We start from the raw sequence: 20,546 nt of genomic DNA on the forward strand, positions 1-20,546 counted from the left end.
GGTCGCTGACCTGGGACCTGGGCCATGAGATGGCCCAGCACGCCCGCTTCAGCGCTCAGACAGGAGTGCAGGTCTACTTCTGCGACCCCAAGAGCCCGTGGCAGCGCGGCTCCAACGAGAACACCAACGGCCTGCTGCGCCAGTACCTGCCTCGATCGCTGGACTTTCGGACCCTGACGCAGGCGGACTTCGACGCCATCGCTCGAGAACTCAACGAGCGGCCTCGACAGACCCTTGGCTTTCGGTCACCCTCGCAGGTGCTGGCGGAGGTGTTGCGTTGACCGCCTGAGCCCGCAGACATGACCGCGACGTCGTTGCCCACCAGCGGCCGCCGGATCGCGTCATTGACCGGAAGCACAGCGCACTGACACCCGCACCGATAGACGATCGTCGGCTGGGACGCCACTGGGTGCCGTTGCCGGTAGCGGCAATGTTGCTCTCGTGACGCCGATGGCGAGGGCAGGCGGTCGGCCCTCATCTCAGAGGTCGCGGGTGAAGGCGAGCAGGTCTGCAGCCAGCAGGTCGGGCTCCTCGAGAGCGCCGAAGTGCCCGCCGCGGGGCATGAGGGTGAAGCGGCGCAGGTCGCCGAAGGCGCGGGCGGCGTACTCCCTCGGTGGCACGTGGATGTCGGCGGGGAAGACAGCCAGCGCGACCGGCTGGGTGACGGTCGCGCCCCAACCTCTGCTGTCGGCCGCCTCCTCGCCCCACGCGCCCTCACCGCCGGTGCCGGGGCTGGTGCCGGGGCCGTCGTCGGCGTCCCAGGACCCACCCGTGGCGGCGTAGTACCGCATGCCCGCGTGCTCGGTGCGGGTGAACCACGTGAGGCAGACCTGGGTGAGCACCTCGTCGAGGTCGATCGGCCGGTCGGTCCAAGCGGCATACTTCTCGGCCCACCAGGCTGCGAGACCCAGAGGGGAGTCGGCCAGGGCGAGGGCGAGGGTGGTCGTCTGCGTCGCCTGGACGGAGACGTAAGCGGCCTGGAAGGCCCAGTCGTCGCCGCGGGCGAAGAACTCCTGCTCGGCGTCGGTGGCGTCTGCGCGCTCGACGGTGAAGAAGTGCTGCCACGGCACGTCGGTGAGGTGGAGCGCGACGACGGCCTCCGGCAGGTCGAGGGCGAGTTGCTCGGCGACGGCACTGCCCCAGTCGCCCCCGTGGACCAGGAAGCGCCCGACGCCCAGTGCAGTGAGGGCGGCGGCGATCACGGTCGCGGCGTCCTCGACCGTCGCGGGCCCGGTCGCCTGGTCGGACCAGGCGGCCCCGGGCAGGCTCGGCAGGTAGACGTCGTGGCCGGCGGCCGTGAGCGGACCCAGCAGGTGCCGGTACCGCAGGAAGGAATCCGGCCAGCCGTGCAGCAACACGAGGGGAACGCCGACCGGTCGGCCAGCCGGCGCGGCGAGGGCACGCACGACGTGGGCCCGCCGCCCGTCGCCGACGTCGACGAGCAGGTGCTCGAGAGCGTCGAGGTCCGCCTCGGCGGCGCGCCAGTCGAAGCGGGTGCGCCAGTGCTCGAGCAGTTCGCGGGCGGAGGCCGTGGTGAAGCCGGTCTCGTCGCTGCCGTCGCCGAGCACGCCGGGCAGCCGGGCCGCAGCGAGGCGGGCGGTGAGGTCGTCCAGGTCGGCCTGCGGGACGGCGACGTGGTGGCGGGTGACAGCGGGGTTCATGGTGGTGTCCATGCCCCGACGGTGCCCGCCCGGCACGGGACCGGTCTTGAACCGGACGGCCACCTGGTGCCGGCGCAGGAGTGCGTTCAGCTCATGGACGTGTTCTCGGCGTTCAGCACCTGCCGTGGCGTCAGGCCCGCCAGCCGCCGCAGCTCGCGCGTCATGTGCGACTGGTCGGCGTACCCAGCCTCGGCGGCCGCATCCGCCAGGGTGGCGCCCTGCTGCAGCAGCGCGTACGCGCGCCGAGCACGCCGGACCTGCTCGACCTGGCCCCGGCGCAAGCCCGTCACGGCGAGAACGCGCCGCCGCAGGCTCCGGCCGGGCACGGCGACGTCCTCCCCTGCCAGGGCCGCGGCGACGACCGGCTCGTCGACGAGCAACCCGAGGGTGCGCAGGTGGCGCACCGTCGCGTCGAGCTCGCCCGGCGACGGCACCGCCAGCCGTGCCCCGGCGAGCTCGAACCACCAGCAGCGGCCCACCTCCTCGGTCGCCAGGTCGCGCAGCTCGTCGAGGACGTCCGTCTTGGCGAGCCCTCGCCAGAAGACGTGCGGCTGCAGGTCGACTCCCCACGAGCGCTCACCGGCTCGCAGAGTCATCCGTCGCGGCGCGACGGCCGGTCCGACCACCTGCGCCGTGTGCCGGCCGTCCGGTCCCCTGGTGAAGGCCAGGCCCCAGTACTCGGCCCCGCCCACCGTCCACGCGCCATCGGCGCCGATCGCCGCCTCCCAGCAGGTGCGCACCAGATCCGGCACGTCGGAGGGCCACTCCCGGTAGCCGGGGGTGCCACCGCTCGGGGGACGCAGCGAGTCATCAGCGGCCACGGACACACATGGAAGACCACCGCTTCCGAGATGTCGAGGGCGCACCGATCAGTGCAGCAGACCCATCTTCACTACCGCGCAACTGAGATGCCCTCTGCCCGGCTGGTCCGCTACCCGGCCGTCTAGCGTGATGTCGGGCCGCCGACGGCACGCTCGTCGTCACTGACCCCAACTGGCTCGTCTGCTTCTTGGCTGGCTCGCGGCATCATCGCGGAACTCGCCGTCGCGGGTGGGTGCATGGTGTGCCGGTCCACTCGACGAGCAAGGAGGCGGTGACGCGGACCAGGGCTGGATGGAAGCCCGCTTCTCGAGGTCGTGCAGATGATCAGTGTGCTCAGCTTGCGCCCGAACATCGACAAGACCGTGACGTCGTCGAGTGGTCCATCAACGGTCGAACTGCCCTCCGCACCGCGGCGCCGTCTCGTTGATCACACTGGGTGTACCGCCGTGCCCGGCCGTCCACGGACCCGGCCGCCGCGATAGTCCGAGCAGGCCGACAGGATGGGCTCCCGTGAGCACACAGGACGCAGGGGAGCTGGAGCCGAGCGGCTACGCGGCGCTGCTGGCTGACCTCAAGGCCCGGGTGCAGGCCTCCCAGGTCAAGGCGGTGCGCGCGGCCAACACCGAGCTGCTGAGCCTGTACTGGTCCATCGGGCGGGACATCCTGACCCGCCAGCAGCAGGACGGGTGGGGCGCCAAGGTCGTCGACCGCCTGGCCGCGGACCTGCGCGAGGCCTTCCCCGACCAGCGCGGCTTCTCCCGCCGCAACCTGCAGTACATGCGCGCCTTCGCCGCCGCCTGGCCCGAGCCGGCCTTCCAGCGCGACTTTGTGCACCAGGCTGGTGCACAACTGCCCTGGCGCCACATCACCGTCCTGCTGGACCGCCTCGACACCCCGCAGCTGCGGGCCTGGTACGCCGCCGCGGCGGTGGAGTACGGCTGGTCCCGCAACGTCCTGGAGCACCAGATCATGACCGGCCTGCACGCTCGGGCCGGGGCTGCGCCGTCCAACTTCGCCACCCACCTGGCCGCCCCGGAGTCGGAGCTGGCGCAGCAGCTGACCCGCGACCCTTACGTCTTCGACCACCTCACCCTCACCGGCCGGGTCGGGGAGCGGGAGCTGGAGCAGGCCCTGATGGACCGCCTGCAGCAGACGCTGACCGCGTTCGGGCACGGGATGGCCTTCGTCGGTCGTCAGCACCGGCTGGAGGTGGGGGAGGAGACCCTCATCGTGGACCTGCTGCTGTTCTCCTACACCCAGCTGCGGTTCGTGGTGGTGGAGTTGAAGATGGGCCGCTTCAATCCCGCCTACCTGGGGCAGTTGGGCACCTACGTGGCGGTGGTCGACGACCAGATGCGCGATGCAGCCAAGCACGCCCCCACGGTGGGAATCTTGCTGTGCACCGGCGGGGATGATCACCTGGTCCGCTACGCCCTGGGCAGTTCCACCTCCCCGATGGCGGTGGCCAGCTACGAGACTCTCACCGCTGAGCAGCGCGCCGGCCTGCCTGATCCGGCCCAGCTCAACGCTGTGCTCCAGGACGCGCTGAGCACGCAGCAGGCAGCATCCCCCCAAACAGAGTCGTAACCCGTCAGTGGGTAAGGCACTCCGTCGGGGCCTGGTGAAGTCGGCGGCAAGCAGGTTCGTCCGCATCTCGACAAGACCGCGACGTTGCCGGCTGCTGACAACCGCGCACAACGCGGGATGACCGCGTGGTCGCCCGGTCACGCGGAGCGCCTCGCGTGGACGCGTAGCTGAGGGGGTGCGCTCTCTTCCGGGGCTTGAGCGAGCTCAGGCGCGGACGTGGTGTTGGTGCTCGTCCTGGTGGCGCTGGTCCTGGGACCACAGCCAGACCTGTCGGTAGGCGCGCACCACGCTCCAGAGAGCCACGATGGCGAAGAGGATCACGAGCCAGGCCGGCATCTGGCTGAAGTAGAGGAGCAGCAGCACCGGCAGCCACACCAGGGCCATGAGGCAGTCGGCGAGGACCCAGGCCCCGTGTCGGGGCGCTGGGCGTGGCCGCTGGTGATGCCGTTCAGCCGGGGTGGCTGGTGAGAGCTGGTCACGCGCCATGGGACCAGGGTGGTGCTCGGTGTACGTAGGTGCGAGCCGGTGCGCGGCACCCGCGTACCCCGCGCGGCACGACGGTGAAGTCGCCGGCCGCTCGTGATGGCGCCGGGGCCGCGGGATGACCGTGCGCCCGCGCACCGCGGGATGACCGCGCGTCGTACGTGATCAGCTCTACCGACCCGCTGGGGACCACCGGTAGCTCACGGTCCCGATGCTGCCGGTCCCGATGCGACACATATCCACTTGCCGGAGTCGTCGATGCACCGAAACGCTGCAGGCATGACAGCAGAGAACAGCACGCAGCAGATCTTCCGGGTGACGCGCTCTTGGTACGTGCAGGCGCCGGATGGGGAGACGGCCAGCCAGCTCGTCGACTCAGGTCGTCAGCACTATGCCGAGCAGGGAGAGGCGCTGACCGCAGACGCCGCCCGGGAAGGCCTGGCGTGGCTGGAAGCTGAGGAGTCTGCTCTGGCTGGACAGCAGGGGTAGGCACTGCGCACTGCCCTACTGGGTCTGGCTCCGCCTTCCGGTGCTGAGGAGTGAACACGGTCGCCGACAGTCGTCGACCGCGCCTTGAGCGCGGGATGACCGTGAGGTCGACAGCTCGCTGCGGGCACCCGCCCGCGATCTGATCGCGCGCATCACGGGGTGCCCCGGCGACCGTGGAGAGTGATCCGTAGGGTCGCGGCGTGGCGCACCTGATCAACCCCCGAGCCAGTGTCGCGGCCTCCCTGCGAGCAGCAGCCGCAGAGCCGGGCTGGGAGGAGCACTCCGTCTACGCCGGCGCCGCCGACCGCGACGACGCAGCCTTCGCCGCCTGGGTGGATGAACTCATCGACGACGCCCGCGACGGCTCACCCCGCCCGGACGGCTTCGTCGCCTCCACCAACCTGTGGTGGGTCGAGGGCGAGCAGTACCTGGGCCGGGTGCAGATCCGCCACCACCTGACCCCGTTCCTCCGTGAGTTCGGTGGGCACATCGGCTACTACGTCGTCCCTCGGGTGCGCCGGCAGGGGCACGCCACCGCCATCCTCGCCGCTGCGCTGCCGGTGGCGGCGGCCCTGGGCATCGAGTGCGCGCTGGTGACCTGCGACGTGGACAACACCGCCTCGCGCAAGACGATCGAAGCCAACGGGGGCCTGTTCCAGGACCAGCGGGGGCCGAAGCTGCGCTACTGGGTGCCCACCGGCCCCGCCTCCGCGTAGCCGCACCTGGCGCATCGCCGTGAGGGCCACTCAGGAGCCTCAGTCGAGGCTCCCAGCTCATGGCCTGAGCCCACAGGGATGAGCGGATGTTTCTGTCCGTCCGAGGTGCCGGGGAGTGCGGGTGCTCGTCGAGCGCCGCGCTGGGCAGGGCTGGGCTGGGCTGGGCTGCTGGGAGGATCCCGCAGTGCTCCCTGGCGATGTGTCGTGGCTTCCCGCTGTCCTCGTCGCGCTGGTGGCGGTGGCAGCAGCGGCGCAGGTCCTTAGCGGCATGGGCTTCGCTCTCATCGCCGGTCCACTGCTGGCCTTCGCTCTCGGCCCCTCCGAGGGGGTGCGGATGAGCGTGGCGATGTCCCTGGTGCTCAACGTGGTGCTGCTGGCCCGCACTCACCGCCTGGTGCGCTGGGGTGATGCGCTGATCCTCTTCATACCGGCCGCACTGCTGGTGTGGCCGACCGCCTGGGTGACCTCGGACCTGAGCACTGCCTGGGTCTCCATCGCCGTCGGCGCAGCAGTCCTGGTCGGTGTGGGCCTCATCGCCTCGGGGCGACGGGCCCGCTGGGTGGACGGGCCTGCAGGCGCGGTGGCTGCCGGCACCAGTAGTGGAGTGCTCAACGTGCTGGGTGGGGTGAGCGGACCGCCCGTGGCGCTCTTCGTCGCCCACCGGGGTTGGGCACCGCGGGTGAGCACCGCGACGCTGCAGGCCTACGCCCTGCCCGTGAACGTCGTGACCCTGGTCACCCTCGGGTTGCCGGTCGCTCAGCCCTCACGGCTGCTTTGGGCGGGTCTGGGGCTGCTCGTCGGCGCCGGGGCCGCCTGGCCCTTCGTCAACCGCATCAGCGTCTCTGGAGTGCGCCGCCTCGTCCTGGTCCTGGCGGCCCTTGGCGCTCTCATGCTCTTCATCAAGGCAGCCAGGGACCTCGTCTGACCGCCCGCTCTTCGGCAGATGAGGGAAGTCGACCGACCATGATCGCGCCCGGCCGGCGGGATGCTCGCTGCGCGATCTTGCTACCGGCTCACTGCTGTGGAGGGACTTCGACGGAGCCCACTAGCCAGCTCCCGTCAGCGTCTTCACAGCCCTCTGGTCGAGTCAGGTAGTCCATCCCTCGACCAGTGGTGCCACCGCCGAACCAGGCGGTGCCGCCCAGCGTCAGAGCCTGCCCCTGGAAGACGACCTGCTGGGAGTCCGGCCGCCACTCGACGTCGTCGCTGTGCCACACCAGTTCGTGGAAGGCACTGCCGGCCTGCGCTCCGATGCAGCCGTCCCGCTGCGTCAGGACTCCGGTCATGAGGGCCTCCATGTCGGCATCGCTGGGCGCGGTCAGGCTGAGCGGGCTGGCCTTCAGCTCCTCGCTGAGCCCGCCAGGCTCGCCAGGCCCGTCGCACGCGCCCAGCGCAACGGCCAGTGCAGCAGGCAGGAGCAGGCACGGCAGTGCCACCTTCGACGTCCGCACCCTCGGCCACCTCCTGTGTCGTCACTGGGGGTCCTTCCGGTGTGACGCGCGTGGGGGGAGGACGGCTCCTCGTACGCCGATCCAGTCCGTTGACGAACGTCCGCAATTCGACAGATCCGTGCGGTCAACGACGTCCTGGTCGCGGGATGAGCGGTAGATCGTGCGGTGCGCTCCACCGCTGTCGATCGGGGAGTGTTCCTGACCCGGCAGAATCCTGTGGGCGTCAGCGCTCCCGGGGCCGTGCGCGCCGCCGGTGTTCCTTCAGCAGTCGGCGAGCCCGCAGCAGCGACCACACCAGTGCAGCAGCGGCGAGCAGGACGCACGGCAGGGCGATGAAGGCGATGCCGAGGTTGGCGCCCACGGTGGCGGCGGTGGCCACGCGCTGGGCCACCGCCAGCAGGGCACCAGCAGCGGTCACGGGCAGGAGCACCGCCCACCAGCGCCGGTCGCGGCGCAGCAGCGAGCCGGGGCGGTTGATGACGACGCCGATGAGCAGCAGCACCAGCAGCGAGAGCAGGCCGGCCGTCCTCTCGGTCGCGGCGGAGAGCTGCGGGCCGGCGGCGGCCGGGTCGATCCACCCCTGGGGGTGGGACAGGTTCCCGACGGCCCACCAGGTCGCCACGGCCGTGGCGGGCAGCGCGGCGGTGACGGCGAGCAGCGTGGGGACCGGGTGCGGGCCCGTGTGGCGGGTGGGCGGGGTCGCGGTCGGGTGCACGACGGCCTCCGTGTTCTCGCTCCGTGCTCTCGGGGGTGCTGGTGCGCTCCGGCAGGATGACCGGTGTGGTGTGGATGATCTGGCTGGCTGCTGCCGCGGTCCTGTCTGCGCTGGCGACGGGTGGCGAGGTGCGCCGGGCCGGTGATCGCCGGGCGTCGCTGTGGGTGGGGCGCGGGTGGCCGCGCGGGCGGGCAGCTGTCGTGTGGGTGGCTGCGCTGGTGTGCGTGGTGGTGGCGGGGTTCGTGGTGCCCGAAGGGGCTGTCAGCGGGTGGGTGCTCAGCCTCGCCGCTGTCGGTGCCGTGCTGCTGCCGTCGTTCACCGTGCTCGGGGTGCACAACCGCAGGGCCGGTGGCCGGAGCGCGCTTCCTCGTCAGTGACGACAGGGGCGGACGACAGGGGCGGGCGAGAACACCGGTCCGCGGAGCAGGTGCACCGCTCACCGTTCAGCCCGATTGCGCCCGGGGGCTGGTCGAGGTGGCGTGGGGGGCCGTGCGGTGAACGTGCCCGCGGTGGGGCGTCTCCTGCCAGGATCGTCCGGTGGACGTCTTCGAGGAGATCGCCGATGAACGGCGGGCTCTGGCCGAGCAAGCCTCGCACCTGAGCCCGCAACAGCAGTCGACCAGGAGCCTGTGCCGGGCCTGGAGCGTCCACGACGTCCTCGCGCACCTGGTCATGCCCCTGGAGGTGAGCACCCCCCGGCTCGTGCTCGCCGTGCTCGCCGCAGGCGGCAAGTTCGACCGGGCCAACGAGCGGGTGACGCAGCGGCTGGCGCAGCGCCCCTTCGCCGAGCTCGTGCAGGTGCTGGCCCGCAAGGCCGGCTCCCGGTTCACCCCGCCCGGAGCGGGCCCGGAGGCGCCTCTGGTCGACGTGCTGGTTCACGGCCTGGACATCCGCTGGCCGCTGGGCCTGCACCGAGCCGTCCCCGAACCGCGGCTGCGGAAGGCGCTGACGTTCCTCATGACCGCTCCGGCAGGCCTGGTTCCCGAGGGAGCGCTGACCGGACTGCGCTTCGAAGCCGACGACATCGACTTCGCCCACGGCAGCGGGCCGGTGGTGAGCGGAACCGCCCAGGTGCTGCTGCTGGCCAGTACCGGTCGAGGGGCGGTGCTGGACTCCCTCACCGGCGAAGGAGCCCCCACCTTGCGCCGCCGGATCGCGCCGGGCTAGTGGCTCGTCCCACGAGTTGACCGGGTGATCGACGTGCCGGCGGGCGGTCGTGGTGCTGGTGCCCGCCCAGGGCGGGAGTTCCTCGCCCTGCTCGAGGTCCTGCGCGCCCACTGGCCCGGGCAGAAGCTGCACGTGGTGCTGGACGACTCCTCCCCGCACAAGCACGCCGAGGTCCGTGCCTGAGCGGCCGGCAACGACGTCGAGCTGGTTCTCCTGCCGACCTGCGGCCCCTGGCTGAACCGGATCGAGGCCGGGTTCGCGCCTGAGTCACCGATCCGGCAGTGGACCGCATGCCCGGTCAGGCTGCGTGACGGGCCACCCGGGGGCAGGCTGATCGCGCGGTGGGTGCGGAGAAGGCATCCCGGTTCGGCGCGCGGGCCTCCCGGCGCTCGCGCACTAAGCCATTCTCAGTAGCGCTTTTCGGGCTCTTCGGATCTGCGGGTGGGAAAGCAGACCTGGCCCGATGGGCTGGGCCGCGGCAGACCACTGGCTACCCCGCGGCCGAGGGTCACGACCAGCGGTGATCGCGCGCGGATCGCGGGATGACCGTGACGTCGCGCGGCTGTGCTGCTTCTCGGCGGGAAGGACGGACAGCGCCGCTTTCACCTGCTTGACTCAATCGGTGATCATCACGCGGCTCAGGTACCGATCCGCTCTGCTGGGTTGCTTGCTCGTGCTGGGTGCCTGCTCCAGCTCCCCACCGGCGCCGGACGCCGCAGTCACCACCCCGTCGGTCCCGACGTCGTCGACGGTCAGCTCTTCGCCCGAAAGCACTGCGCAGATGGTCATGTGCGTCGGTGAGTCCCCGGAGCACCCCGCCGGGTCCAGGGTGCGCGTGGACGTGCAGGACGCAGGGGCCGTTGCCGAGACGACCTGGATCACGGTTCCCATGCAGCTGGTGATCCCGTTGCCCTCGGGTGACGCTGAGGTCCTGGTCGACGGCATGCCGTGGATGGCTGGTCCTGCCGCCGAGGATCCGCTGCACGCCTACGGGAGCGGGTGCCCGACCACGACGCCGCCGACCTCCTGACCCTGCTCATTGACCTGAAGCAGGTTCAGGAGGCGATGGGCTTGACCTGCCGAGCCCGATGCGGACACCCGCAATTCGACAAGACCGCGAAGTCGTCGAGCACCCGGACGGCGGCATGACCGGACGGTGGCACCTTCGGTGCTACCCGGGTAGCATCAGTGTGTGAAGCTCAGCATCAGTCTCTCCGAAGCCGACGTCGCCGCCCTCGACGAACATGTCCGCGAGGCTGGGCTGCCGTCTCGGTCCGCGGCGGTCCAGCGGGCCATCCGGGCGTTGACCCATCAGCAACTGGAGCAGGACTACGCGGCCGCCTGGAAGGACTGGGACGATTCCGGGGAGCGTGAGGTGTGGGAAGGCGCCACGGCTGACGGATTGCGCTGATGCGACGTGGGGAAGTCCGCCTCGTCGACTTCGACCCCGTCCGGGGCAGTGAGGCGAACAAGCGCCGGCCCGCGGTCGTGGTCAGCAACGACCGGGCCAACGCGGTCGCCGAACGCCTGGGCCGGGGCGTGGTCACCGTGGTCCCGGTGACCAGCAACACGGCCAGGGTGTTTCCCTTCCAGGTCCTGCTCGATGCCCGGGACACCGGACTGCACGTCGACTCCAAGGCCCAGGCTGAACAGGTCCGTGCTGTGTCAGTAGACCGTCTGGGGCCGGCGTTGGGCCGGTTGCCGTTCGAGGCGTTGGATGCCCTCGACGACGCTTTGCGGCTGCACCTGGCCCTGTGAGGCCGGTGACGAGAGCGACCCTCACCGCGGGATGACGTGATGTCGGCCACCAGTCCGCGACCTCTACCCTGCCCGGCGGCAAGCCTGACGCCGGGGAGCTGCCGGAGCAGACCCTCATCCGCGAGCTGTCGACGACTCCTCTGGATGTCCAGCCGTACCTGACGGTGCAGGCGCCTGCCGCGCTGGAGGGAGTGCCCATGCAGTTGACGGTCTACCGCTGCGGGCTCGCCGCGCCGCCTCGGCTGGCCGCTGAGCTGGCCGACTCACGCCGGGTCACCGGAGCGGACCTGCGGGCCCCTGACGTCTTGGCCCCCGCCTTGCACGATGTCCTGGTCCCGCAACTGGTCTAGGACGGCCTGCTGGCAGCCTGACCCGCCGGACACCTCCGGGCACGACCGAGCGTCCCGCTCCGCGGTATGACCGCGCGCCGTGCTTGATCAGACTCTGCGGGCCCGTGGGCGGGCTGCAGGTGGCTCAGGACAGGCTGCTACTGGTGTTTCGATGCAACGCACATCCACTTGCCGGAGTCGCCCACCCGTGAGGACGCTTCAGACATGACAGCGGAGAACGGTACCCAGCAGGTCCTCCGTGTGACGCGCTCTCGGTACGTGCAGGCGCCAGATGGAAAGACTGTCAAGGTCCGGGTTTGATGGAGGGTGTGCTCCAAGGGCCCCGCCGGTCACCTGGTTGAGGTGATCACCCGCCCGTACCTGGAACCAAGGGATGGCTGGTCGGGCGCCCGGAGCGCGGGGACGGACCCACGTCGTCCTGGTCCTGCGTCGTCTGGACCTTCGACCGCTGCTTCGTGCCCGAGCCTTGCGCGTGGAAGTCCAAGGCTGCCTGCATCCAGCGCGCGAAGTCCTCTTGCGCGGCCAGGACCTCCTCGTCGACCGTGATCCACCCCGCGCCCATCGAGCGGCCCTCGCCCATCTCGGCTCGCCGGGCGCCGGGTTCCTGCAGGTGCTGGGCGTCGCTGTCGGGTGCGACCCGGACGAGCAGGTCGGATCCACCGGCTGAGACGCAGACGAGCATCCGCTCGTCCACCATGAAGGCCAGTCCGCCGAACATCTTGACCTCGCGGACCTCGCGACCGGTCAGCGCGGCGCGGACGCGGTCCGCCACTTCCGTGTTGTGGGGCACGACGAGCGCTCCTCTCGATGACGACCCGGTGGCTGCCCGGTCCCCGGCGTCGTGCGGGTGCTCGGAGGGCGCGTCGTCCGCTCGGCCATCGACGTCCTCGGGCGTCACGACGTCCTGGTCAGCGCCGCCGGCTCAGGCGGTCGGTGCGACACCTCGGCCGGCGCCTCCGATGGTGTCCCGAAGGCCGGCGCCTGTCCAGGCCGACCGTTCAGCCGAGCGGCGATCACGTCCGGATCCGCCTGGGTCGGCGCGCGGAGGAGCAGCGTTCGCACCGCGGGCCCGCACCGCGTCGATCCTCCGCCCTCAGGGGTTCAGGTGCGCAGCGCGAGCAGGACGATGTCGTCTTCAGCGTCGTCGACGACGAGGTCCAGCAGTTCGTCGCAGAGATCCGCAGGGGTGGCGGCGGCGAGGGTGGCTGCGGTGCGTACCAGCCAGCCCAGCCCGTCGTCGATGCTGGCGTGGCGTCGTTCGATCAGGCCGTCGGTGTACAGCAGCAGCGTCGATCCGGGTCGTACGAGGACCTCGTGGTCCCGGCGGTGGGCGTCCGGCTCGAAGCCGAGCAGCAGCTCGGCTTCGGTGCTCAGCACCTCGGTGACCCCCTCGGGGTGGATCAGCAACGGCGGTGGGTGCCCGGCGTTGGACCAGCGCAGCAGGTGCGTTCCGGCCGCCTGCTGGGCGCGGTGCTGCTCGACACTGAACCGCTGGGCACTGACCTGCTCGGTGCTGACTCGTTCGATGGTGACCAGGACGGCGGTGGCCAGGGCTCCCACGTCCAGGCCGCGCAGCGCGCGGTCCAGCAGGGTCAGCACCTGCGCGGGCGGGGCGGGCAGGGTGTAGGCCACCCCGCGCAGCAGGTTGCGCACCTGTCCCATGGCCGCGGCCGCTTCGCGGTCGTGACCGACCACGTCGCCGACGACCAGGGTGGTGGTCCCGGTGGAGGTGACGAAGCTGTCGTACCAGTCGCCTCCCACCTGGGCGCGCCGCGCCGCGGGGCGGTACCGGGTGACGATCTGCAGGCCGCCGGGGCGGGCCGGCTCGCTGAGCAGGCTGCGTTGCAGCGTCTCCGCCAGCTTCGACGTCTCCGCCGCTTCGTCCTGCTGCTCCTGACGGACCTGGATGCGGGCCAGGGCCTGCGCGCACTGCGCGGCGAAGGCGTCCAGGACCTCCAGCGCGGCCGGGGTGAAGGTCTGCGCCTGGCTCCAGGCCACCACGAGCGAGCCCAGCGTCGCGCCCCCGCGAGCCAGGGGCAGCACGGCCCAGGCCGGGCAGCCGGTGGTGGACATCACCTCGGCCATGCTGGGGGCTGGGCCGTGCTCGTGGTCGTAGGCCAGGCTCGCTGCCGGGTTCGGCAGCAGGATGCGCCGGCCGCTGATCGCGCTGACCACGGCCGGCACGCGGCTGTCCGGGGGCAGCTGATCCCACCGCACTCGGGCCTGCTGCCCCAGGGAGGCGCTGATGGCCAGGCGCACCACGTCCGCCTCACGCACGGCAACGGCTCCACCGTGCGCACCCAGGGCCGCCAGGCCGTGCTCGAGGAGCACCTCGACCAGCTCGGTGACGTCCTCGGCGGAGGCGACGCGCACGGTGGCCGTGGCCAGCGCTGCCAGCTCACGAGCCCGGGTGCGTTCGCTCTCCCGGGCGGCCCGGGCCTCGTGGGCGCGGGTGGACAGCTCCGTCTCAGCGGACAGCGCCCGAGCCTGCCACTGCTGCTCGCTCCGGTGGTGGGGCGGACGGGCCTGACGGTCGTGGGCGCAGTCGGTGACCTCCTCCACCTGCTGCAGGAGCAGCTCGACCTCGCCGGCGTCGTCGAGGACGGGCACGGTGGTCGTAGAGCACCACCGTTCGACCGTCCGACCGGTGTGCAGGTCGAGGACGCGGTAGCGCTGCGCGGGCAGGGTGTGGGGCTCCCGCGTGGCGAGGACCTGCTCGAAGGAGCGCAGCAGGTGCGGGACGCCGTCCTCGTCCAGGGCCTGCTGGCCCGGGGGGAGGGCGTCGAAGGCCCGCCGGCCGATCAGATCGACGGCACGCAGGCCCACCAGGCGCAGGTAGGCCGGGTTGACCTGCCGGATCACCAGGTCCGCATCGAGCACCAGGTGCGCGGTGGGCAGAGCGGCGAAGAGACGCAGGTCATCCAGCTGGGCTCTCACGCGCTGCTCCTGCCCGTCACCGTCGCGGCTCGGTCTGTCACACAGAGTGCACTCTGACAGAACGGGGCTCCGAACGCGCGGCTCCTGTCCCATCCACCGGTGCCGCCTGAGGCGGTCGTCCCGGGCGGCCGTCCTCGGTTCGGCGAGTCGGGGCGTCGCCGCCCGCCCGTGGCCGCGTGCGGCCAGCGCCGTGCGCGTGAACTGCGGCCCGCGCCGGCGGCTCCCCGCCGAACGGTTTCGAGGTGCGTGGCCGGCGCCGGCCGCGAAGGTCCTGCCGGGGTCGTTCAGCCCAGGACGGCGGTGGCCTCGACCTCCACGAGCACGTCGGGGCTGAACGAGCGCACGGTCACGGACTGATCCCTGGATCGAGGGGGGGCGGCGCGGGGCGAGCTGGACGAGCAGCCGAGCGGCTCGCTCGTCGGCTGGTGCCTCACGGGTACCCGGTGCCTGCGGGGAACTTCAACGGGACCGGGTGTCGTGCTGGAGACCACCCGGCCCCACGTCGGCCCGGGTCCCGAGGCCCCGAGGAACACCGCGCCGCACCGGGACCTGCTCGAGCAGGTGCTGGACGAGACGCTGCGGGAGCCGGTGGGGGCGTTGCTGCGCCGGAGCGCTGTGCACGTGCCTGCGGTCGAAGCGGCCCGCGCCCGTTCCGAAGGCCTGCGGGCCAGGCCGTGCAGGTGGGTGGGTTCGCCGGATGCGTCTTGCAGTGATCTCCGACGTGCACGGCAACCTGCTCGCTCGGAGGCCGAGCTGGCCGACATCGCGGCGCAGGCCGTCGATGTGACGGTCGACCTCGGTGACCTGATCTCCGGTGGTCCTCGCCCGCGGGAGACGGCCGATCTGCTGGTGGAGCTCGACCTGCCCACCGTGTGCGGCGATCACGAGCGGCAGCTCCTGCGCACCCCGGTGGACCGCACGAGCCGATCTGACCGGCTGGCGCACGAGGCGATGTCGCCGGAGCACCGGGCGTGGCTGGAGGCGCTGCCCTCGACGCTCGAGGTGGACGGTGACGTGCTGGCCTTCCACGGGTCACCGACCGACGACCTCACCCACCTGGTGGAGACCGTCGAGCCGGGCGGCGCACGCCCCGCAACGGTGCAGGAGGTCCTGGACCGGCTGGGACCGCACGCCGAACGGCGGCTGCTGCTGTGCGGTCGCACCTGAGGTCGGGGTCACGTCGCCCTCCGCGCGACATCCTCGACTCGACGGATCCGGGCGGTCGGCGACGTCCCGGCCAACGCCGTGAGCGGATGCCGGCGAGGGGCGCGGCCGTACCGCCTCCGCGCGCTGGAGGCGGGGACCGGTGAGTGTCGGCGACTCGTGCAGTCCCCCCGTCGACGCCGCACCCAGCACCCCCGAGGAGTTCGACATGGTCATCGTCGCCGGGCACGTCGTCGACCCCGGGGTGCGCGAGGCGTACCTGGCTGGTTGCTCCGACGTGGTGCACCGGGCTCGGTGCGCCGCCGGCTGCTTGGACTTCAGCATCGCGGCGGACCTCCTGGACGCCGGCCGGACCAACGTCTTCGAGCGCTGGACGTCGCGAGCAGCCGTGGAGGCCTTCCGCGGTAGCGGTCCGAACGACGAGCGGAGCGGCGCGATCCGATCGGCGTCGGTGGTCGAGTACGACGTGTCCGGTGCACGCTCCTTGACGTGGTGGCGTGCGCCGACGCCTCGCCGTCCCTGCGCTCGCACCCCGGGTGCACCGGTGGTGCTCGGGCGGAGCCGTCGTCAGCCGAGGCGCCGTTGCAACAGCTCGGATCCCTCGCCCGGGAGTTCGTGCGCGGCGTCCGGCCGTCCTGCGATCGCCAGGAGGACAGCTTCGCCGAGCCCTCTCGCCTCCGGGCCCCGCCCGTGCGCCCAGTCGACGTCGGTTGCGATCGCGCGGGGTCGCTGCAGCGGGCGCCGGACGTCTTCGTCGGTGGATCGGGGTGCCGACCACGCACGCTCCGCCTGTGCGACTCGCCGTCGACCCGGTCGGGCGGGGGAACTGCCGGAGCTCCTCCACGAGCGTGCGGGGCGTCGCCTGCTGCTGCTCGGCCAGGACGACCGCGTTGATCCGGCTGAGCGCGAGGCGGCCTCGCGGCACGCGGCCGACGACCTGACCGGTGCGGAGGCCCTCGTAGCTGAGGACGTCTGCGCGCGACGCCTTCGGGCGGCGGGAACCGCTCCGGTGCGTCGCTGGGGGCCGGGGAGCACGCACTGAGCAGCACCGTGCTGAGCACCGCGGTGATCAGCCGTGGACTGGCTGCCCGGCGTGTACGAGCGGCAGCGGCAGCAGCTCGCCGGGGCGGAGCGCGACGGGGCGCCCGGGTAGCCGTACCGCCCGGTCGGGCGGCTGACGGGCGGGGGGTCTGCTGCACGATCCGGGAACAGCTGCGGCCCGGTGCGCAGCGGCCCCCGCGAACCGCACGGTGACCGAGGTGATCGCATCACGCGACCGCTCCCGACGCGCCCCGGGCTCGACCGCGACCGGTCCGGCCAGTGCGGTCTGCGCCTCACGCCGCGGTCGGTGACGCCGCCGCCCGCTGGCTGTTCGGTCGGCGCAGCGCCGTGCCGATGGCCGCTGCCGTCAGGCTCAGCAGCAGGACGGGGGGCGGGGGGAACAGCAGCAGTGAGATCACCAGCAGGGGCAGTACGACGGAGGCGTCGAGCCAGAGCAGGGCGCGCGTCCGGTGCAGCAGTTCCGGGGCCCGACGCACGACGAGCAGGTTCACGGCGCCGAAACCGATCAGCAGGAGCGCCATCGCCAGGCTGAAACCGTTGAAGAGCTGCCAGAAGCTGCGGTCGAGGCCGGCCGGGCTCACCGTCGTCCCCCGCATCGACGCGCGCACCAGGTGCTCACCCGGCGGCGGCTCCACCACCGCGCCGACGACGAACGAGATCGCGTGCACCGACCCCGTGAGGACGAGCGACCACCCCGCGACGGTGGTGGCGGTCGACCGCGAGGGTTCGACACGGGGGCGAGGACCTGTCACCGGGACTCCTGACGGACGTGGGCGGGCGGGGAGGTGGGAGGGCGCCAGTCGGCGACCCGGCCGGCAGCGCGCAGGGCCAGGCGAGCCGGTGTCACCAGCACCGCTGCGTCGCGGGCGGAGGTGAGCGCCGGGTGGGCACCTCGCGCGAGGTGCCCGAGGTGGCGGGAGCGGCGAGCCAGAGCGGCGACCCGCCGGGCGCGCTCGCGGTCGTAGCGGGAGAGGGCGGACGGCACGGAGCCCTCGGTCTCGAGGGCGTGGGCGAGGACCACGGCGTCCTCCAGCGCCAGGCAGGCGCCCTGGCCCAGGTTGGGCTCCATGGCGTGGCCCGCGTCACCGACGAGCGCGGTGCGGCCGCGGTGCAGAGCCGTTGCCCCGGGGGGCAGGTCGTGCACGTCGTGGCGCAGGACGGTTCCCGGCTCGATCGCTGCCAGCAGCGCCGGGACGGGTTCGTGCCAGCGGCCGAAGCGCCGTCGCAGTTCCGCCAGTTCATCACCGGCTCGAGCACCCCGCGGCGCGTTCGCGGTCGCGTAGACGTAGGTGCCCGCTCCGCCGACGGGGACGATGCCGAACCGTTCGCCCCTGCCCCAGGTCTCGCTGGCACCGTCCGCCGCGCCGGTCCCCCGGAGCCGGTCGGCGCCCGGGACGAGCGCGCGCCAGGCGGTGTACCCGCGGTGGACCGGACGCGCCCCGTCGGGCCACAGCGAGCGGCGCACGAGGGAGGCGATCCCGTCGGCACCGACCACCAGGTCCGCCTCCACGCTCGCCGGGTTCGTGACCTCGTGCCCGAGGTGGAGCGCGTCGCGGCCGAGCGCGCTGGTCAGCACCTCGCCGAGGTCCGCCCGGGCGATGCCGAGCAGCGGTTGCCCGCAGCGACGCGCCAGTTCGTGCGCGTCGACGCGAGAGAGCGACCGTCCCGTCGGCCGCCGCAGGGCCGAGTGGTGCAGGACGCTCGCGCGCTCGCGGACCGCCTCGGCGACACCCAGCACCTGCAGGCAGTGGACGGCGTTGGGCCACAGCACCAGGCCGGCGCCCGCGGTGGCGGCGCCGTCCGCAGTCCTCTCCCGGACGTGCACGTTCCAGCCGGCGCGTCGCAGCGCCAGCCCCGTCGCCAGGCCACCGATCCCGCCTCCGACCACGACCGCGGACCGCTCGGGTGTCTTCCCCACGACTCGACTCTACAGGTGTAGAGGGAGGGCGACAAGCACTGCGCTTGTACAGTTCCCCCGTGAAGCAGGACCGCAGGGAGCTCATCGCTCGCACGGCACTGCAGGTCCTGGCGAGCGGAGGGGCGCGCGCCCTGACCCACCGGGCGGTCGACACCAGGGCAGCGCTGCCCGCCGGTTCCACCTCCTACTACTTCCGCAGCCGCACCGCGCTGCTGCGCGCCTGCGTCGACGACCTCGCAGCGCAGGACCACGCGCAACTGGACCTCGTGGCGCCGCTGCTGGCCGCCGCGGACGCGGAAACCCTCGGGAAGGTGCTCGCAGACGTCCTGCTCCGCTGGCTCAGCACCGACCGCGAGCGCCACATCGCGCGGTACGAGCTGTCGCTGGAGACGCTGCGCCGGCCCGAGCTGGCTGAGGCCCTGCACCGCAGCGGGACCGCCATCAGGGGCCGGGTGGCGGACGTGCTGGCCGGCCTGGGCGCGAGCGACCCGTCGGGGCAGGCGCAGTGGCTGGTGGCCTGCCTCGACGGGATCCTGTTCGACCGCCTCGTGGGGGCCAACGCGGGTGCCGCTGTCGATCGGGAGGAGATCGCCGCCGCGACGCGCCGCCTCACGGCCCTGGTGCTCGAACCCGCGTGGGATCCCGCTCCCGGCGGGGGCCCGCTGAACGCTCCGTGACACCCGTGGTGGTGTCCCCCGCGAGGCCGTCCCGCCACCGGACCGGGTTGCACGGCCGGTGCGAACACCGCGCGGTCGTGTCGATCCCCGGGCTGCCTACGCGCCTGGAGGCCGTCGGCCGGCGCGCCGCACCGAGCGGGTGCGGTCGAGTCGCCGGACCGCCCGGACCCGCCCGTTCCGGTCCGCGGTCACGGGCCATGCCCCACCCGCGGCGTGACCGGCGATCAGCTTGGTGAAGTACGCGGGCGCGAACCACGGTGCGCTCGGGGACGCACCCAGCGCCCGGTCGAGCACCACCCCGCCCGCCGTGGCCACGACGCCCACCACCGGGCGCACGGCGGCCGGGGTCCCCTCGACCGCGACAGCGGCCAGCACCAGGTAGGCGTACTCCGCGCCGGCACGTCGCCAGTGCGTCGAGCGACCCCCGTGCGAGCCGTCGAGCAGAGCGAGGACGAAGGGGTGCAGGTGGGCGGCGCAGAAGGCGAGGCGCTGTCGCGCCCCGTGTTCCGGCCGGTGGTACCAGCGCACCGCGGCGGGGGTGTTGTTGCACCACGCCCCGCCCCACAGGTCTGCCGCCAGCACCCGCACGACGGTGTCCACGGCCGCGGAGCGCCTGACGGGGGACCTCACCGACCGCGGCGCCAGGACCGCACCGGCCAAGCCCAGCCCGACGCTGCCGAGGTTCTCCACCGCACCAGCACCCGGGCCGACGACGCGGCCCCATCGAGACGACAGCAGATCCACCGCTCGGCCCACGTCGAGAGGCTACCCACCGAGCACGCGCAGCCGGAGCGCCGACTTCACGGACGTGCTCGTCGAGGGCGGTGGCGTGGAGGTCCGCCCCGTCCGCAGCGGTGGAGTCGTGCAGCAGCTCGACCGCTGAGGCACCCCCGCCGGCACCGCCACGGCTCTCACCCGCGAGGTCCGTGACGCCCCGCGCCGCACCGAAGCCGTCGAAACCGGTGGTCCACGAAGCGGTGCGCGGTTGCGCATCGACGGCGACCGGTGCGCACCGCGGTCCCGCAGCGGCTGCTGTGGGCGCCCAGGGCGGGGCAGGTCGACGTCACCGTCACCGCCGGCCGCGATCGTGGCTGCATGCTCGCGGTGCGGCTGGCCGGGACGGAGCACGCCGACGAGCTCGACAGCGGCGAGGTGTGCCTGTTCGAGATCGACGCCGAAGCCGTGAGCGCGATCACCACCACGGCCCGGGTGGGGATCAAGGCCCACCACGACCCCCGTCTGAGCACCGAGATGACCGAGGTCGTCGTCCCGGTGGGTGCCGGGCGAGCGCACACCTGGTCCGCGCGCTGGGACGGCGGCGGCGTGGTCATCGCCTGCTGCGAGGTGGTCGTCTTCACGTCCGCGCAGGTCCTGGACTACCCGCTGCAGCTGATGGTGGGCCTGTTCGAGATCGGCCCGCGCGACAGCGCTGACACCCACCCCGAGACCGCCGTGGTCCACGCCGTCACCGCGTCCCGACCCGGCTGCTGACCGCGCCTCGACGGTGCTCTGCCCGGGTTCGGGTCGCCGCCACCCGGGGACCTGCCGCGGCGCCCGGTCCTGCGCTACGTTACTGCACAGCCGTTAAC

General features: G+C 72.6%; 28 protein-coding genes. 16 read left to right on the forward strand and 12 right to left on the reverse strand.

Translation table 11 applies throughout. From position 1 onward, the window contains the following. Positions 1 to 281: IS30 family transposase (locus ACRYR8_RS04220; RefSeq protein WP_432482827.1), on the forward strand; the 281-nt coding region annotated here is incomplete at its 5' end. A 198-nt stretch (positions 282 to 479) separates the two neighbouring features. Here the strand turns inward: ACRYR8_RS04220 and ACRYR8_RS04225 are convergent. Together ACRYR8_RS04225 and ACRYR8_RS04230 are read right to left on the reverse strand one after the other, a co-directional pair. After that, the gene (locus ACRYR8_RS04225; RefSeq protein WP_432482828.1) at positions 480 to 1,673 is read right to left on the reverse strand and encodes an epoxide hydrolase family protein; all 1,194 of its coding nucleotides are present in this window, start codon (positions 1,671 to 1,673) and stop codon (positions 480 to 482) included. Positions 1,674 to 1,747: 74 nt separating this feature from the next. Further along, entirely contained in the window at positions 1,748 to 2,482 is a 735-nt protein-coding gene (locus ACRYR8_RS04230; protein WP_432482829.1) for a helix-turn-helix domain-containing protein, read from the reverse strand. Between the two features lie 511 nt (positions 2,483 to 2,993). Here ACRYR8_RS04230 and ACRYR8_RS04235 point away from each other — a divergent pair. Continuing rightward, positions 2,994 to 4,070, forward strand: coding sequence for a PDDEXK nuclease domain-containing protein (locus ACRYR8_RS04235; protein WP_432482830.1), 1,077 nt, complete (start codon positions 2,994 to 2,996; stop codon positions 4,068 to 4,070). Positions 4,071 to 4,274: 204 nt separating this feature from the next. Here ACRYR8_RS04235 and ACRYR8_RS04240 read toward each other — a convergent pair whose 3' ends face one another. After that, positions 4,275 to 4,454, reverse strand: a complete 180-nt coding sequence (locus ACRYR8_RS04240; RefSeq protein ID WP_432482831.1) for a hypothetical protein — start codon at positions 4,452 to 4,454, stop codon at positions 4,275 to 4,277. A 378-nt stretch (positions 4,455 to 4,832) separates the two neighbouring features. Between ACRYR8_RS04240 and ACRYR8_RS04245 the strand changes: the two genes are divergently transcribed. The 3 genes from ACRYR8_RS04245 to ACRYR8_RS04255 all read left to right on the forward strand — a co-directional run bounded on the left by ACRYR8_RS04245 (position 4,833) and on the right by ACRYR8_RS04255 (position 6,683). Further along, positions 4,833 to 5,042, forward strand: coding sequence for a hypothetical protein (locus tag ACRYR8_RS04245; RefSeq protein ID WP_432482832.1), 210 nt, complete (start codon positions 4,833 to 4,835; stop codon positions 5,040 to 5,042). Between the two features lie 200 nt (positions 5,043 to 5,242). After that, positions 5,243 to 5,758: a GNAT family N-acetyltransferase gene (locus tag ACRYR8_RS04250; protein ID WP_432482833.1), complete on the forward strand. Its 516-nt coding sequence runs from the start codon at positions 5,243 to 5,245 to the stop codon at positions 5,756 to 5,758. Positions 5,759 to 5,942: 184 nt separating this feature from the next. Next, positions 5,943 to 6,683 carry a TSUP family transporter gene (locus tag ACRYR8_RS04255; protein ID WP_432482834.1) on the forward strand — a complete coding sequence of 247 codons (741 nt, stop codon included), beginning with the start codon at positions 5,943 to 5,945 and terminating at the stop codon, positions 6,681 to 6,683. An 88-nt stretch (positions 6,684 to 6,771) separates the two neighbouring features. Here ACRYR8_RS04255 and ACRYR8_RS04260 read toward each other — a convergent pair whose 3' ends face one another. Both ACRYR8_RS04260 and ACRYR8_RS04265 read right to left on the reverse strand, forming a co-directional pair. Beyond that, positions 6,772 to 7,209, reverse strand: coding sequence for a hypothetical protein (locus tag ACRYR8_RS04260; RefSeq protein WP_432482835.1), 438 nt, complete (start codon positions 7,207 to 7,209; stop codon positions 6,772 to 6,774). A 223-nt stretch (positions 7,210 to 7,432) separates the two neighbouring features. After that, entirely contained in the window at positions 7,433 to 7,924 is a 492-nt protein-coding gene (locus ACRYR8_RS04265) for a hypothetical protein (protein ID WP_432482836.1), read from the reverse strand. A gap of 23 nt (positions 7,925 to 7,947) precedes the next feature. Here ACRYR8_RS04265 and ACRYR8_RS04270 point away from each other — a divergent pair, with 23 nt between their 5' ends. The 3 genes from ACRYR8_RS04270 (at position 7,948) to ACRYR8_RS04280 (ending at position 9,274) form a co-directional block, all read left to right on the forward strand. Beyond that, positions 7,948 to 8,301, forward strand: a complete 354-nt coding sequence (locus ACRYR8_RS04270; RefSeq protein WP_432482837.1) for a hypothetical protein — start codon at positions 7,948 to 7,950, stop codon at positions 8,299 to 8,301. Between the two features lie 160 nt (positions 8,302 to 8,461). Beyond that, complete coding sequence (locus tag ACRYR8_RS04275) at positions 8,462 to 9,091, forward strand: maleylpyruvate isomerase family mycothiol-dependent enzyme (protein ID WP_432482838.1); 630 nt, start codon at positions 8,462 to 8,464, stop codon at positions 9,089 to 9,091. A 24-nt stretch (positions 9,092 to 9,115) separates the two neighbouring features. Continuing rightward, a complete protein-coding gene (locus tag ACRYR8_RS04280; protein ID WP_432482839.1) occupies positions 9,116 to 9,274 on the forward strand; it encodes a hypothetical protein in 159 nt (52 codons plus the stop codon). A 432-nt stretch (positions 9,275 to 9,706) separates the two neighbouring features. Here ACRYR8_RS04280 and ACRYR8_RS04285 read toward each other — a convergent pair whose 3' ends face one another. Further along, positions 9,707 to 9,880, reverse strand: coding sequence for a hypothetical protein (locus tag ACRYR8_RS04285; protein ID WP_432482840.1), 174 nt, complete (start codon positions 9,878 to 9,880; stop codon positions 9,707 to 9,709). A gap of 46 nt (positions 9,881 to 9,926) precedes the next feature. On the opposite strand from ACRYR8_RS04285, the gene ACRYR8_RS04290 reads away from it, so the two are divergent. The 4 genes from ACRYR8_RS04290 to ACRYR8_RS04305 all read left to right on the forward strand — a co-directional run bounded on the left by ACRYR8_RS04290 (position 9,927) and on the right by ACRYR8_RS04305 (position 11,199). After that, positions 9,927 to 10,121, forward strand: a complete 195-nt coding sequence (locus ACRYR8_RS04290; RefSeq protein ID WP_432482841.1) for a hypothetical protein — start codon at positions 9,927 to 9,929, stop codon at positions 10,119 to 10,121. A 162-nt stretch (positions 10,122 to 10,283) separates the two neighbouring features. Then, positions 10,284 to 10,502 carry a ribbon-helix-helix domain-containing protein gene (locus ACRYR8_RS04295; RefSeq protein WP_432482842.1) on the forward strand — a complete coding sequence of 73 codons (219 nt, stop codon included), beginning with the start codon at positions 10,284 to 10,286 and terminating at the stop codon, positions 10,500 to 10,502. Then, positions 10,499 to 10,849, forward strand: a complete 351-nt coding sequence (locus ACRYR8_RS04300) for a type II toxin-antitoxin system PemK/MazF family toxin (protein WP_432482924.1) — start codon at positions 10,499 to 10,501, stop codon at positions 10,847 to 10,849. Before ACRYR8_RS04295 ends, ACRYR8_RS04300 begins: the two co-directional genes overlap by 4 nt. A gap of 197 nt (positions 10,850 to 11,046) precedes the next feature. Further along, positions 11,047 to 11,199 carry a hypothetical protein gene (locus ACRYR8_RS04305; protein ID WP_432482843.1) on the forward strand — a complete coding sequence of 51 codons (153 nt, stop codon included), beginning with the start codon at positions 11,047 to 11,049 and terminating at the stop codon, positions 11,197 to 11,199. 346 nt (positions 11,200 to 11,545) lie between these two features. On the opposite strand, the gene ACRYR8_RS04310 is transcribed toward ACRYR8_RS04305, so the two are convergent. The 3 genes from ACRYR8_RS04310 to ACRYR8_RS04320 form a co-directional block, all read right to left on the reverse strand. Next, positions 11,546 to 11,989, reverse strand: a complete 444-nt coding sequence (locus ACRYR8_RS04310) for a TfoX/Sxy family protein (protein WP_432482844.1) — start codon at positions 11,987 to 11,989, stop codon at positions 11,546 to 11,548. A 311-nt stretch (positions 11,990 to 12,300) separates the two neighbouring features. Beyond that, positions 12,301 to 14,136, reverse strand: coding sequence for a SpoIIE family protein phosphatase (locus ACRYR8_RS04315; protein WP_432482845.1), 1,836 nt, complete (start codon positions 14,134 to 14,136; stop codon positions 12,301 to 12,303). A gap of 284 nt (positions 14,137 to 14,420) precedes the next feature. Beyond that, positions 14,421 to 14,570 carry a hypothetical protein gene (locus tag ACRYR8_RS04320; protein ID WP_432482846.1) on the reverse strand — a complete coding sequence of 50 codons (150 nt, stop codon included), beginning with the start codon at positions 14,568 to 14,570 and terminating at the stop codon, positions 14,421 to 14,423. Positions 14,571 to 14,919: 349 nt separating this feature from the next. On the opposite strand from ACRYR8_RS04320, the gene ACRYR8_RS04325 reads away from it, so the two are divergent. Continuing rightward, positions 14,920 to 15,303 carry a metallophosphoesterase family protein gene (locus ACRYR8_RS04325; protein ID WP_432482847.1) on the forward strand — a complete coding sequence of 128 codons (384 nt, stop codon included), beginning with the start codon at positions 14,920 to 14,922 and terminating at the stop codon, positions 15,301 to 15,303. A gap of 205 nt (positions 15,304 to 15,508) precedes the next feature. After that, positions 15,509 to 16,342 carry a putative quinol monooxygenase gene (locus ACRYR8_RS04330; protein WP_432482848.1) on the forward strand — a complete coding sequence of 278 codons (834 nt, stop codon included), beginning with the start codon at positions 15,509 to 15,511 and terminating at the stop codon, positions 16,340 to 16,342. A 292-nt stretch (positions 16,343 to 16,634) separates the two neighbouring features. Here the strand turns inward: ACRYR8_RS04330 and ACRYR8_RS04335 are convergent, their stop codons facing one another. Beyond that, positions 16,635 to 17,114 carry an LIC_13387 family protein gene (locus ACRYR8_RS04335; RefSeq protein WP_432482849.1) on the reverse strand — a complete coding sequence of 160 codons (480 nt, stop codon included), beginning with the start codon at positions 17,112 to 17,114 and terminating at the stop codon, positions 16,635 to 16,637. Further along, positions 17,111 to 18,280, reverse strand: coding sequence for an FAD-dependent monooxygenase (locus ACRYR8_RS04340; protein WP_432482850.1), 1,170 nt, complete (start codon positions 18,278 to 18,280; stop codon positions 17,111 to 17,113). The genes ACRYR8_RS04335 and ACRYR8_RS04340 overlap by 4 nt, the downstream gene beginning before the upstream one ends. 59 nt (positions 18,281 to 18,339) lie before the next feature. On the opposite strand from ACRYR8_RS04340, the gene ACRYR8_RS04345 reads away from it, so the two are divergent. Continuing rightward, complete coding sequence (locus ACRYR8_RS04345) at positions 18,340 to 18,957, forward strand: TetR/AcrR family transcriptional regulator (RefSeq protein WP_432482851.1); 618 nt, start codon at positions 18,340 to 18,342, stop codon at positions 18,955 to 18,957. Between the two features lie 96 nt (positions 18,958 to 19,053). Here ACRYR8_RS04345 and ACRYR8_RS04350 read toward each other — a convergent pair whose 3' ends face one another. Continuing rightward, positions 19,054 to 19,713, reverse strand: a complete 660-nt coding sequence (locus ACRYR8_RS04350; RefSeq protein ID WP_432482852.1) for a hypothetical protein — start codon at positions 19,711 to 19,713, stop codon at positions 19,054 to 19,056. Positions 19,714 to 19,962: 249 nt separating this feature from the next. Here ACRYR8_RS04350 and ACRYR8_RS04355 point away from each other — a divergent pair, with 249 nt between their 5' ends. After that, positions 19,963 to 20,448: a hypothetical protein gene (locus tag ACRYR8_RS04355; protein ID WP_432482853.1), complete on the forward strand. Its 486-nt coding sequence runs from the start codon at positions 19,963 to 19,965 to the stop codon at positions 20,446 to 20,448. Positions 20,449 to 20,546: the final 98 nt, after the last annotated feature.

The sequence above is a fragment of the Kineococcus esterisolvens genome, assembly GCF_050871405.1.
Lineage (GTDB): Bacteria > Actinomycetota > Actinomycetes > Actinomycetales > Kineococcaceae > Kineococcus.